At 37.0% G+C, this 14,968-nt stretch carries 6 protein-coding genes and 1 pseudogene; all 7 read right to left on the bottom strand.

Features of this window, described 5'->3' with window-relative positions:
* Window position 1: 1 nt before the first annotated feature.
* On the bottom strand, window positions 2–3,370 hold the full coding sequence (locus FTU66_RS02475) for an STY4851/ECs_5259 family protein (protein WP_178319144.1): 3,369 nt from the start codon (window positions 3,368–3,370) through the stop codon (window positions 2–4).
* A 131-nt stretch (window positions 3,371–3,501) separates the two neighbouring features.
* Window positions 3,502–6,564, bottom strand: a complete 3,063-nt coding sequence (locus tag FTU66_RS02470) for a type I restriction endonuclease subunit R (protein ID WP_180112239.1) — start codon at window positions 6,562–6,564, stop codon at window positions 3,502–3,504.
* A complete protein-coding gene (locus FTU66_RS02465; RefSeq protein ID WP_180112238.1) occupies window positions 6,552–8,594 on the bottom strand; it encodes a DUF262 domain-containing protein in 2,043 nt (680 codons plus the stop codon). Before FTU66_RS02465 ends, FTU66_RS02470 begins: the two co-directional genes overlap by 13 nt.
* Before the next feature lie 3 nt (window positions 8,595–8,597).
* Window positions 8,598–9,995, bottom strand: a complete 1,398-nt coding sequence (locus FTU66_RS02460; protein WP_178319141.1) for a DUF262 domain-containing protein — start codon at window positions 9,993–9,995, stop codon at window positions 8,598–8,600.
* Window positions 9,996–10,034: 39 nt separating this feature from the next.
* Window positions 10,035–11,213 (bottom strand): DUF4268 domain-containing protein, encoded by a 1,179-nt coding sequence (locus FTU66_RS02455; protein WP_178319140.1) that lies wholly within the window; start codon window positions 11,211–11,213, stop codon window positions 10,035–10,037.
* 57 nt (window positions 11,214–11,270) lie between these two features.
* The gene (locus FTU66_RS02450) at window positions 11,271–12,566 is read right to left on the bottom strand and encodes a restriction endonuclease subunit S (RefSeq protein WP_180112237.1); all 1,296 of its coding nucleotides are present in this window, start codon (window positions 12,564–12,566) and stop codon (window positions 11,271–11,273) included.
* An 8-nt stretch (window positions 12,567–12,574) separates the two neighbouring features.
* A pseudogene (locus FTU66_RS13710) lies at window positions 12,575–14,941 on the bottom strand (N-6 DNA methylase).
* Window positions 14,942–14,968: the final 27 nt, after the last annotated feature.

Here is a 14,968-nt window from a genome sequence, read left to right as displayed (position 1 = left end):
ATTAGTGAGCCTTTAAATTTAATAAATAAGATGTTGTTATTTCAAAAATTGAGTTAAACCAAGACTGGTCAAAATCACGGATCTGACGAATCTTATGATGAGTTAAACTATTTGATTTATCTTCAAGCACAAAACTGGTTAGACCTACATTTTTTAGCGCAAGATAAATTGGCAAAAGAATAACTGATGCATGCTGTGGCAAACTGACCATAGGTTTTAATGGAAGATTTAGATTATCTTTTTCAAACCACGCTGTGAGTTGTTGCTGGAACCACATTGGCCACAATTCGCCTTCAGGCTGGTATCTCAATAAATTCTGAAGATAATGACCGTTAACAATATTATTCAACTGATTCTGCGTTAATCCATTTAGAACTGGCTCATCAAAATAATAAGCTTCTAAACTTTGATTTAGCGTTGAAATGTCTTGAGATAACTTTGCATATCTCACTTTCAGCGTTTTTTTAACAATTGCCTCAGGGATACCTTGACTCACATAAAGTTCAAAAGTTTTAGAGATTGCATTTTTCCAAGCTTTAGCGGGGATTAATTCCCATACTAAATCGAATTCTCGTTCGAAGCGTTGATAAATATCATGTTCAAAATCAAGTAACCATATCGCCAGTGCCAAACATGATGGATTTCTTACCAAATCCTTCCACACTTGAAATGTGACCAACGGTAAATGGTTGTACTTCGAATATAAGTGGTAAAGATACAGCCATCCAGAGTTTTGCAAATCACTCGCCATAAGTTCTAAGAAATCTACAATACTATTTGGGTTAAATGTTGGATGATAATCACGTACGGCAGTATGTAGCGTATCCGCAGATTCAAAAGATAATGAATCTTCACTTATCTGCTGCGCTATGAATTTCGGTCTAAATTTAATCGATCTTTCATCTCTAGGAATAATTAAACATGGACCCACATTACTCAATCTTGGTAATTTATACTTACCTGTTTCAACCCCTTCAGTTGTAACTGGTTCGAGTGGTAAAACGGCCTGTTCAGGTTGGTTTAAAACCATGATGACTGGATCAATCACTTGTGAACCTGAAAGATTCAAACCACTTAAAAAATAATGACCTTGTTCATCTATTTCAAACTCGGTTTGATAATGTTTAATCTGATAATTTAAAGCTTGTTTCCCACCAGTGACTTCGAGAATAATCCGTGCATCTAAATCTTTTGTTAATGCCAATAATTCTTCTATTTCAGCTCGATAATGAATAAGTGATTCTTGATGTGGTTTTCCACTCACCAAAAACTTCCAGTTGTAGTAAGGGGCATCAATATCACGGATATGACTACTTTTTAGCCTGATTGTCATCCGAAAATTGGTCGGCTTATTTTCTGGTGCATATAGACATAATCTTGAACCGAGCAAATCATCTACAGTTAATATTTTTTGTTTAATCGGCTGGTGATTCCCGTTATAGAGCGTTGCACCATGTGACGGAAATGGTAGTAATAAATCTACTTGATCTCCCAAATTCAGCATCAAATTAAGTTTGATATTTTCAGGTGGATGCTCATTGCATTTTAGATGATATTCATAACCATATTGCCCATGTATATCATCATTCAGTTTACGCGCCTTAAAGCTCACTGCTTGATGATCAGCAGTGATTCCTAAACAAATGATATTACTTTTGGTTAGAAGACGAATATCTGCTTCATTAGGGGTATCTCCTGCCAACAATTCAATTTTTAGGTCTTCAGGAAAAATTACAACCTTACGCCGCAATACCACATTTTGTGCGGTATTTTTAATAGTTAAAGTCTTTACACCATATCCACTAGAACCTACATGATGAGTTAAAAGCTTTTGTTCTGCATAAATAGCTAAACTATCATTTTTTGACTGCAAACCAGTTTCTGTATAACGTGCCTTAGGTCTTCCTAAAAAAGCCAACGCAGGTACCGTAGGCCAAGTAAACTTCGTACCAAAAAGATCTACAAGTTCTGATTTTTCGTGATATTTAGAGCATTGAATCTGATATTGCTCTTGATTATCACCAATAATTTCAATATCACCTTTTACCTTGTAAACATGCTGGCCAAAAGCATTCGACAAATGCCCAGTGACACAGTCCTGAGAAGTAAATTGATATGATGGCGGTAAGAGTAAAATAATTTCCGATTCTGCTGTTTTGAATGAAGCCTGCCCAATAAATGGACAAAGCTCTCCTTCATCCTGTGCAAATGCAACAGGAACACTACCGATTTCTAAACAAGTTTGAGGTAATTCTTTTTGATAAAGAATCTGATCTTTATTTTGTAGCGACAAAATCAATCCATGTTGATAATTCTTTCTCGTAATAATGCGCGTTTGTGCACCTATACGTATATTCACTGGCTTATTAGCCTCAGGCCTTGCCATAAACGTTGCTGTGCCAAGTTTAGCTAACGGTTCATGTGCTTCATACAACACAATTTCTACACGAGGAGGAATTCCTTTAACATCCTCCAAAGTAATTTCTAGTGAGTTGGGCAGGAAAACTTCAGTTAATATTTGATTAGAATTACGGTTAAAGAAACTCGTACAGGATAAAGCATCCTGTTTTGTTTTCATTTGCTTCAATTCAGTACTAGAGGTAACGAGCAACTGATTTAAAAACTGTTCCGCAACACTACTTTCTAATGGTAGAGGAAATGCCTCCCTCCACTTGGGGAAATTTACGGATAAATAAGCTGCTGGATTATCGGTATTGTCTAATTCATGCGTTTCAACTAAATGAACCAGATGTTCTGCCATATCTGAAATAAGCACTCGTGTTTCATGTTCCTTGAATGCTTGAGGCAGATATTGAGTATACGCTTGAATCAATTGGTCATTTATTTCTGGGTTATAATGTCTGTAGTGACTAAACTGCGCCACAATTCTTTTAAATACAGTCTGATAATGATTACCTTTCTCCATTAAAAGGTTTGAAGGGAATCCACCCTCTTTAAATGCAGAACCTAAATAATTGGTATGATTTGAACCTTCAAATTTAAGGATTGGACGTTTCCAAAAACATTCTAAGCCTTGCTGAACCACATAGCGAATATCATCCAAAGGTTGAAAGCCCAGTGCATCATATACAGGCCCCCAACTCCACCCACTTTTATACTCTCGACGAAACCATTCCGAAACAAATAGTGTAAAAACTGCACACCATTCACGACCAGGTTTATGGCTTTTTTGATCTTGTTGGCTATATCTCAGCGTACGCTTTAGGTCTTGATATTCTTCTAGGGTAATATGATAGCTATACAGGGGATGACTTGTTGGCTCAGTAAGTTTACGCGACTCAAAAATTCGCTTAAGAATATGTCTAGCACTCAATTGCTCCCCTAATATATCAGATGCTAACAACTCCATAATGCCCCCATTATTATTCCCTACTTCAAATTAAATAATATAATCTATTCAATGACCTATATAAACCTAATGGCGTCATAAATTGTCGCTTAGATGGGTTAATTTTCATTATTTAACCCATATTTTAAGAATTACCTCATAACACCCTGTTGCAGACTATATTTCCATGACATTCTAAATGCAGTATCTTTTGAATAATGCTTATACATATCCATATCGATTTTTCTTTGACGAAGCATGATTTCATTCATAATCTTGTCAAAAGCTAGATCTTTAGTATGCGGATCAGGATTATTCAGATACTTACTTTCGAAATCAGCATGTTCTTTTATCTGTTTTAAGATATTCACAAATTTTACTTTTTGCTCTTCAGGCATTGCAGCCCAACCTCCAAACCAGCGTTCATTAAACGTTTTAATGATTTCATCTAATGGGTCTTCTTCAGTTTCACCGCCATGAGCACCACGAGGATTCGAATTTGTCGGATCTAGAACTGTCTCTTCAGCATCTAACTCAATTTGCTCATTCAGTTTTTTACGCTGTAATCCATATGAGTTTAAATCAACTGAGTTTAACAACTCATCCAAGGCATCCGCTTCGGGATCTTCAATTTTGAGTTTCGGAATCAAGAACTTTAAGAACCAATACAGCTTTTCCCATGCTGGAACTTCATATGGCAAAATTGAAGCCATCTGTCCATAAATCTTCACGTATTGCTTTGCCTTGATCTTGAAGTCAGCTTTATCTTCAGGAGTGAGTTCTAATTCAGCATCAAAACGTGCCACGGCGATATCAATCATCGGGCTTAATTTTTCTGCATCGACTGAATCGAAATACTTCGTAGCGAAATCTTCCACTTCAGTAGATTCATATACTCCAACAGTATCCAACTCATCTTTTAGTTCGTTGAGTACATTAATATCAGTCGCTTGTGACAACGTAGTCGACGTGTAGAAACGATCAAATGATTGTTTGATATCTTCTATCTCATTGAAGAAATCGAGCACAAAGAGATCTTCAGTTCTCTTACCTAATTTAGGTGCAGAACGATTTAAGCGAGACAGCGCTTGTACGCAGAGTACATCGGCCAACTTTTTATCAACGTACATCGTACATAGCTTAGGCTGATCAAAACCAGTCAGGTATTTGTTCGCAACAATAAGCAATCGATACTGATCTTCATTCACGCCTACAGGCTTCTTGTCACCCACATAACCACGATCAAACATATCTTTGGTATCGTTGTCAGAGAATCCATTGAGAATCGCTTCTGAATATTCAATACCATCTACTTTCTTCTCACCAGAGAAAGCAATAATGGCTTTAAATGGATACCCTGCTTGCTCAAGCAAACGGTCAATCGCTTTGTAATAACGGATTGCAGACTCAATATTTTGAGTCACTATCATCCCTTTGGCCTTGCCTTTTAATTTCTTGGTATTTACCACATGCTGAATAAAATGATCCAGCATCACTTCAGCTTTGATATCAATGGTCTGTTGAGTTTTCTCCACATAGCTTCGTAAGGTTTTCTGCGCTTTTTTAGTATCGAATAACGGATTGTCTAGAATAGACTTCTCAATTTCATAGAAGCTCTTATATGTCGTGTAATTTGACAAGACATCTAAAATAAACCCTTCTTCGATTGCCTGTTTCATCGAATACAGATCAAAAGGTTTAAAGGAACCATCTGCTTGCTTTTCACCAAACTTTTCTAAAGTCGTGTTTTTTGGCGTTGCAGTAAAAGCAAAATAGGATGCATTGCCTTTCATCTTACGTGCCAACATCGCACTTAAGATTTTATCTTGAGCATCTACACCATCACTGTCTTCATTGGCTTTACCCATGACTTCATTCATTTTGTCATGTGCAACACCCGATTGAGAGCTATGCGCCTCATCAATGATCACAGCAAAACGCTTTTCACTTAAGTCTGCAATTCCATCAATAATAAAAGGGAATTTTTGAATCGTAGTAATAATAATCTTTTTGCCATTTTCTAAAGCAGATTTCAGCTCTGAAGACTTATGGGCATGTACCATAATATTCTTAACTTCTGAGAATTCCTTGATGTTCTCTTTAAGCTGTTTATCCAGAATACGGCGATCCGTCACCACAATCACTGAATCAAATAAGGGATGTTCTAGCCCTCGGCTTCCTGCAATGTCTTTTTCTACTGGGTAGGCTTCAATCAACTGAAATGCTGCCCATGTAATCGAGTTTGACTTACCTGAACCTGCGGAATGTTGAATAAGATATGTCTGCCCTACGCCACGTGTTGAAACATCATGAATGAGACGGCGTACTACACTGAGTTGATGATAACGTGGGAAATACAGATTCCTTTTATCTAATAAGGTTTTCTCATCACCATCTAGTCGTACGAAGTGCTGAACGATATTTGCCAAACTTTCTTTTGAAAGTAGCTCTTTCCAGAGGTATGCTGTTTTATGCCCCTCTGCATTTGGCGGATTTCCTGCACCTGCGTTATGGCCCTTGTTGAAAGGTAAGAAAAAGGTATTCGCTCCAGCCAACTTCGTAGTCATATAGACTTCATCGGTATCGACAGCCATATGTACAATACAACGAGCAAAGCTCAATAAGGGCTGTGTGATATCACGATCTTGTTTATATTGCTTTTGACCATGATGACGCGCATTCTGCCCTGTCCATTCATTCTTTAGTTCAAAAGTAATAATCGGAATACCATTTACAAATACCACCATGTCAATTTCTTGTAATGGATTGGCTTTTGAGTAACGTAATTGGCGAGTCACACTGAAAATGTTCTGCTTGAATCGGTCTTTAATCTTCTGAGAACTACTTGCCAACGGCGCTGGGTACATCAACTGAAAATGCGCTTGATCTACGGCGAGACCTTTTTTCAGTAGATGAATCACCCCATGCTTACGGATCATTCGATCAAAGCGTTCATAGATTTTACGTTGCCAATCGTGTGGATTAAATTTTTGAATCTTTGCCAGTTCATCAGCTTGTGTTTGTTCTAAGAACTGCCAGAAATATTGGGTATCTAAGGCATACAACATGTCAAAATTTGCAGGTGAACCCGATACAAAGCCATGATGAGGTAGAGAAATATCGGTTAAACCTGCTTTAACATTTTCGAGGCATGTTCCAGTCAGCGCTTTTTCAATTGCCATTTCCAAAGCACGTTCGTTAGTTAAACTGACCATGTCATACCCTCACCCTTATAATGTTGTTCCAATATATTCAGCATATCTTGCTGATGTTCAATAATCGTATGGATATCTAGCTCTTTACTCTCGCTGTCTAAACGGTCAAATAAGTTCTTTAATTTCAATGAATCATAAATAGGCTTCTCATAGAAATCTGCTCTTTTGACACGAATAGGTTTATTGCTATATTCTGAATTCTGACTCGGGCTAAGCAATGCCAAATTGCCAAAAGCATGCAAATATTGGTCGTCTAACCCTAAGCTATATTTTTCATTCTGTGGATGTATATGTTCAATCGAATTCTTGGAGCTAATACGATAGCCTTTAAACTGTTTTTGATCACGACATTGCATGAAATTATCGAACTTGATCGCTTTCCATAATATGTATTCAAGTTTCTGAAACCAATAATGTTTAAATCCAGTGCCTTGAGGTGTATTTAAATTTGCTTTGATATTATCAAAAGAGTCCTTTGCAACTTCTACCCCTTGGGCCAACAAATAACTTGCTTGTTTCTGAGTCTGCGTTGTTAAAGAAAGTGTATTGTCAATTTTCTCAAGAATGCTCAATGCTTCCTCATCACAAGCCTTTTCACCACGCTGTTCAAAGACTTTTAGCAGTTCCATTAAATATGGCGTCAACCAATAATGTGCATTACGGTCAGTTGTGAAAATACAAACGCTTTGCAATTGCTGTAGTGCCGAATACTCTTGTTTTGATCTTGGATAGGAGTCATTTTTATCAAGTGCTGATATATAGGTTAATACTAGCTCCTCTGATCGACTCTCTTCATCTTCTATCCACCTTACCGCAAAGCGATCAAACAAATAACGAACTTGCCATAAGGTCTGTATAAATGCCTTAATATCAACTTCATCTGCTTCTTCTAGAAAATCATCAAAGATTTCTTGAAGTTTTGCTCCTGTCATTCGTTGCTGAATATCTGTACCTAAGTTTGCTTGAATTTTATAAATTCTTAAGGCGTGAATCAGTAATAAATCAAAACTTAAAAAAGAACGAAAAGCATAATTAATTTCTTCATTCCCTAGGCTTTTTACTACCGGCTGAGTCTCTTTTTGAAAGCTGATATTTTCATTATTGATGTCTGATTTAAAATCATCAAATATCTTAGAAATTGAAAGATCTAGCTGTTCTACTTCAGATGAAATTCGCAAGCAGAGGAAAGCCATTTTTGATGGCTGATATTTAACTAAATCAGCAAAGCTCAATTTTCGCCAACTTTCTATGCTGATTTTCCCTTTGAGTAATCGTTCAAAATATTGATTCATATTTTGGCAGATATCCCATATTTCACTATAAAGGACTTTATCTGTATTTATCTTTTTAAAGATTTTTGCTTTTACCAAGTCTACAGGCTCTAACTGAACACCTGCTGTATTCATACTGGTAAATATCTTATTCAAATCTGTATCAGTAGGGACGATGTTGTTTACCCAAGTCACATGGTGGTAAACATAATCTAGATATCCAATTAAAACACCTTGATTTTTCAGTGATTCTAAATACTGACGAATAACAACTAAGCCTTGTTCAATTTTTTCAAGATATTCATCTTCTTGGGCATTGAATACATGCTTTGCCATAACCTTGGCCAATCCAGAATGTTCTTGCAAAAAAGCTTGTACATTTTCTCTAATTTCAAAATGTAATCTTGGTTGTTTTTGAATACTCGCGACACCTAGTATTGGATGCGTTATTTTTTCTGTTAAGCTCATACAAGCTAGAGAAAATAGCATCAGAGTCGTCGTTCGTTGTTGTCCATCAATCAACTCGAGTACATCAACATTTTCATTTCCTAATACGATGTTTCTTCGAGCCGTCAGAATGCTTCCCACATAATAATGAGGTTCTTCAAGTATATATGCTGAATGAATATCTTCTAATAGTCGTTTTATTTCATCGCTTGTCCAAACATAAGGGCGTTGGTAACTCGGGATAATGAATTGATATTTTTGCTCTACGACACGTTGAAGCGTCAATAATTCTGTATCTACACACTGATTCATTTCTTACCCCAAATTCTTTATTTTCTGCGTTAGCTGTTCGAAAAAGCCCTGTTGTATTTCTTCGTTTTTCAAATTCAGTTCAAAGTGCTTTATAGTTTCTTGAATAAAGGTTTTTTTGAGGGACTTTTTAGTCTCATCCAGATCATACTCCGTAACCACAAAATTCAAACTATCTAAATGTTTAAAAGAATCTTCGGGTCGATAAGCCATCACCAAATGATCTAATAGTTGATTATCTTTGAGCAGTTTAGGTACGCTCTCCGCTTGTACTCTAGTCTTATTCGTTGCTCTTGGTGAATAGGCCACACGGAAAAACTTTTTCGCAAAAATATCTAATTTGTATTCACCAAATTTGCTTACATATAGCATGATGCCAATGGCATATAACTCTGCTAAAAAATGACATCCTTTTAGCTGTTTTAACCACTTTGTAAATTGGTAATACTCTGCTAGATACGCTACATCCAAGTTTTGGTAATACTTTAAATACAACTGATTGTAGTATTCTAAGTATGAAATGGTATTAATCCCTGCATTTAATGGTTGTCTGAAATGGTAACTGTTGGGCGTGCTGATCTGTGAGGAGCGATTGACAGGGTTATACTCTGTGCTGATTTGGCTATAAGCAATATCTTCTGTACCTTTTTGGGTATTCTTTGAAAATTCTTCAATAATGGCATTTTTAATTGCGACTTTGTTTTTATAGTAAGGGATGTCTCTGAAGTTGAGAACATTCCAATATCGCCCTAATAATAATCTCCATACCGTCTCAGAAAACTCCCCCAAGCTTTCCCATTTTTTGGCATAAAACGTTTGGTGTTTCTTTTGTTGTTCTGAATTAATCGCACGAAGATGATATGCCTTAATAATATCGATACCAGATAAGCGAACACCGCCTGTATTTTGCGTTTCAAAGAATTTATAAGCATCGTCTTCTGATGTTGTAACCACCAATGAAACAACGACCTTTTCAAGATCAATAGTTTTTTCCCATTTATCTTTAATCGAGTGTAGATAGGCTAAATTGCGTCGGATATGCTCAACACTCACACTCGAGTGATAGCTTAAAGTGACATCTTGCAGTTGTTCATTCAAGTAGCCAAATAACGTTAAACTGGTCAACCTTTGCTGACCATCAATAATATTCAACTCTGTATCTTTGGCATGTAAGATAATACTGCCTAAGTAGTAAGCACTGCGTTTCGATTTTTTCTGATGCTCTTCAATATCAGTAATGAGTTGATCCAGTTGTTCTGCATTCCAAATATATGGTCGCTGATATTCAGGTATCTTCAATTTACCTTGTATATCTGCTTGGTCTTGAACCTGAATATTTCCACCACGAAGCAACTGTGCCACATTGCACACTGCTACTTTAATCAACGCTTGTGATTCTGACACAACCTACCCTCAATTTTAAATTTTTAGATCTATGTTTTCTTACTTAATCACTTGATACGCTTCATTCATATATGGCTTAAAGGCTTGCTCAAGCTTTTGTATATGTTCCAAATGCCATGCAATATGACTTTGCCATAAGTCCTGATTATGACCATCGGTATTCAAAATAAACTCAATCCGAGATGATTTCTTAGCATCTAATCTTAACCACTCTAAAGGCTGACCAAATTTGCGCTCAATTTCGTCTTTACGTTCATAGAAGAAATCAAAGAGCTGTTTATTCTCCACGGCGTCCTTTCTCGCAAACTCAATATCTACCCGTATCGCTTTCTGTAATAAAATCAAATGGTAGTTACATTGAGAAATACCCGTTGCTGAACTCAACCAATGATCAGTCTTCGGGCTAATATTGTTATAAAGCGAATTTTCGCTTTGTGAAAAATAAGCAAGCAATTGCTCCCAATATTGGTAGCGTATATCGGTATGATCGGCTTGTTTTACTTTGGCAATGGTTTCTTCATCTTCCTTACGCGTGAGTCGAACCATATATTCCGATGCTTCAGGGACAGGAATAATTTGCTGAATGTCCACCAACAATTGTTCGTCTAGTTTATATGGCGAAACTTTGACGCATTTCAGATCAATTTTACGGTCAAGCAACCACAGTGCTGTGTTAGTTACTTCTTTACGAAACTCCCCCGCCACCAAGATAATACGCTGGCTATTACGTGGATTAAGTGTCGTAATCGATACACCCATTTCCTGATGTTCTTCTAAAAAGCGTTCAATCAGTATTTTAGCTGTGTTTTTGACTTGGTCGGCATCAAATGCATGATCATCCAAATCTGCATATACAGGTTTATTTTTAATTAAATATTTTGCAAAGACGTCTTCGATGTCATCTGAAGTAAATGGCGCTACATAAGAGGCATACTTGAGTGCCTGCCACACGGCGTCACGTCCACTGTCATCTCGTTTGTTTTCAATCAGTACAAGCTGTCCTTTCGTGTCTAATGCCAAAAGGTCTAGGCGTTCGCCTGTTCCATCAAAGCCATCAAATTCTTTTTGGATAATCAGTAGTTCCTCACCTAATGCTTCAGGGTGGCTCACCAACCATTCTTGTAAGTCATAACGCTCAGTAAGCTGTTGTTCGCTGAGTTTTGTACCATTTAATGGTTTCAGTTTTTTATTGGTTGTGTCTACTGTATATAAGCTCATATTCCCCCCCGAAATATTAAAAAACCTAGCCAACCGAAGTTCGCTAGGTTTCATTTTTTATGCCACTTTAATTTTGCCTGTCACAGCATCGTTAATGAGCGTGGTTTTATATTCTTTTAGCTTTTCTATTTGATTCGCTAAATTTTCGACTGCAAGCTCAATTTTTGAAATCTGACTTTTAATGCTCGCAATAATTTCATTTTGTTCATCTAAATTTGGAAAACCAAGTTTCATATTAAAGAACATATGCCCGTAAAAACGTAATCTTGATGAATGAAGCCCCGTGGAGACACGATTATAATGTTCAAGATATTTTGTCGTCTTCAGTAGATACTCTAGATATTCTGGATTAAAGGTATTATCTATTTTTTGTCTATATACACCATATGAGGGACTTACAATACCATCATAATCAGATACACCTAATGCCCCCATCCATGCCCACATGATATTCATGACTAAATCATGTCTTTTACATACCTTAGAGCCTGAATAATCTTCTGCCATAAACATCGATACATTTTTTTCAGATCGAGGTGTCACACCTGTTAAATGAGAAACAGATAACAACTCCTCATTCCCAAAAACAGATCGTTCTTCCACCTCTTTAAATAAATACTTTGCTCTAACGACATTCCAATGCTCAGGAATTTGACCAATCCATTCCACACCTGAATCTTTCATCGGTACATTTGGATCTAAACCTTGAGTCACTGCTTTTTGAATCACAATTTGCTTACGTTCATTGAGTAAAGCAATTTGTTGTTCTTTAATCGCAATGGCTTCATCAATTGTAAAAAGCTTTTCATGCAGAAATTTTTTAATACTGTCTATTTCTCTTTCAGGTGGAAGAGGAATAGAAATACTATTTAGATTTGATATCGTGAGCTGATTAATCGTTGAAGTTAAGAATGTTCCAGACAGCCTTTTAAAAATATCGCTATTTAAAATATAAAATAAATAGTGATTGAAATGTCCTCTAAAAACTGTCGTAAAGGCACCAAATGAATAATTTGAATCATCTTTAATATACGCGCATTTACCAATCAAATCTCTACTGCCATTTCTAGAGCAAATAAGAATATCATCTGCTTTTAGAAACAGTTTTGAGGGAACTTTTGACTTGACATAAACGTTATCACTTTTATCAAGTACAAATTTCCCTTCAAAAATATTTGAAGATCGAGCAACTAAGGTGCCTTCCTCAACCGAACATAAATCATTAGGACTATACGTTAATCCAATAATCGAGCTACCAATATATTTTAATTTCTTTACTTCCCAGTGATTAGGAATTTCCCCAATCCACTCCACACCCGAATCTTTATAAGCATCATATTTTTCAAACATCATACTTCCCCTTAAAGACCCAAAATCTGTGCAATCAAACCATCGGCTTGCTTCTCAAGACTTAAAATATCCTGAGCCACCTCTTCTAAAGAACGCAATGGCTTATGCTGATAGAAGTATTTATTAAAGCTAATTTCATAACCAATCTTCACAGAATCAAGATTAATCCATGCTTCAGCCACATGCGGTTTTACTTCATCTAAGAAATACTGATGAATCTGCTGTTTTAACGGTACAGATTCACTATCACGCAAATCGCTATTGCTTTCATAGGTGGTGAACTCGCCTTTTTTCGCCGTTGCATAATAGCCAAAATCAGCCAAATCTGCTTCTGTACAACCCAAGTGTTCAAGTAAATCAGCAAGCTCAGCGTCATTCAGCTTCACAACTTTTTTCACCACTTTTTCTGCATTTTCGTCATACCAACTCACCGCATTTGAAATGTTGTTCTTTTCAGAATTTGACAGCTTAATCTTTAACGCTTTAATCGCTTCATCGACTTTTTTCTTAAACAGATTAAAGTCTGAAAACTCATCTGTGCCGACCTGTTGCATAATGCTAAACGCATTGTCCAAGACTGTTTTTAATGCATTCCAATGCTTCACATCAAACAGCTTGGCTTGGGCTTTGTTGTTGAGGCTAATCTCTTGATCTTCACACCAAGCCAAGACTTCTTTTTTTACAGCATCAAGCTTGGCTTCGGTATAGATGTCATCACCATAAGTGCTATACATATATTCCATTGGCTCAGACAAAGACTTATCAAAACGTAAGCCTTGCAAACGCTCTGCACTAAACTGTGCACTACGGCGGTCTGGGCGCTCAATATTGACCTTGTAATAACCAAAATCTTGGTTATCAAACACCTTACTTGCGATACCAATAGGATCATTTTGCGCATCAAGCTGACGCTCTACATCTTGACTTGCAAGGTAAGTCTGCATAATTTCCGTAATATGTTCAGGGGCAAATTCACAGTTTTTATTGCCTAAGTTTTTACGCAACTTGCGGAACATCAAACTTGCGTCAATCAGTTGTACTTTGCCTTGACGATGCTTAGGTTTGTTATTCGATAACAACTAAATATAGGTGGTAATGCCTGTGTTATAGAACAGGTTATTTGGCAACTGTACAATCGCATTCAATAAGTCATTTTCGATGATATAACGACGAATATTACTTTCACCGCCACCCGCATCACCCGTAAATAAGCTAGAACCGTTATGAACTGAAGCAATACGACCTCCAATGCCGTTATGCTCAGGCGATTTCATCTTATTGACCATTTCCATGAGGAATAAAAGCTGACCATCACTTGAACGTGGTGTGGCATCACAGCTTTCTTCATTGCCCCAATAATCTTTTAATTTCACAATGAAGCGTGGATCAATCACATCTGAACCATCTTTAATATGCTTTTGCTCAGATGCCCAGCTCTTACCATACGGTGGGTTAGACAGCATAAAGTCAAACTTGGTGCCAACAAATTCATCTGTTGTCAGTGTTGAACCAACACGAATATTTTCAGGGTTATTACCCTTAATCATCATGTCTGACTTACAGATTGCATACGTCTCGTCATTGATCTCTTTACCATACAAAAGCACATCACGGTTGCCATTTTCAACGCTATAACGCTCTTCAATAAAGTTTTGTGCTTCGGTCAACATCCCACCTGAACCGCATGCAGGGTCATAGACAGTGATGGTTAAAGGTAATTTTTCCTGAATTGGGTCAAAGACAAAATGTGTCATTAACTCAATCACTTCACGTGGAGTAAAGTGCTCACCCGCCTCTTCGTTATTTTCTTCGTTAAATTTACGAATTAATTCTTCAAAGACATAACCCATACCTAAGTTAGTCAATGCAGGTAAACGGTAGCCGTCTGGATCAACTACATCTTCAGGGGTTAAGTTAATGTACGGCGATAAGAATTTCTCGACCACATCTAACAGCACATTTTTATGTGACATGTGGCGGATTTGAGCGTACAGGTTAAAGCATTGAATGATTTCTTTAACGTTGTCGCTAAAACCTTCCAAATATTCTTCAAAGTTCGCCAGTAAAATTTCAGGGTTATTTGATGCCGCGGTATACAGTGAACGTAATGTCCATTTAGAAGTATTATAGAACACATAGCCTGATGCTTCTTTAAGTGGCTCATCATCAAACTCGGTGAGTTCCATTTCGACTTGTTGGTAGCGGACTTCTTCGAGTACTGCATCTTTGGTCGGCTCTAATAAAGTATCCAGACGGCGTAATACCACCATCGGCAAAATCACATCACGATATTTACCACGTACATAGACGTCTCGAAGACAATCATCAGCGATAGACCAGATAAATGAAACCAATTTGTTATGAACTGAATGATCCATATTTCAACCTAAAAATACATATTTTGT

Source organism: Acinetobacter sp. YH12131 (assembly GCF_013418635.1).
In the GTDB taxonomy this organism is placed as follows: Bacteria; Pseudomonadota; Gammaproteobacteria; order Pseudomonadales; family Moraxellaceae; genus Acinetobacter; species Acinetobacter towneri.
Note: the sequence above shows the minus strand (reverse complement) of the source record. Positions and strands in the feature narration are given on the sequence as shown.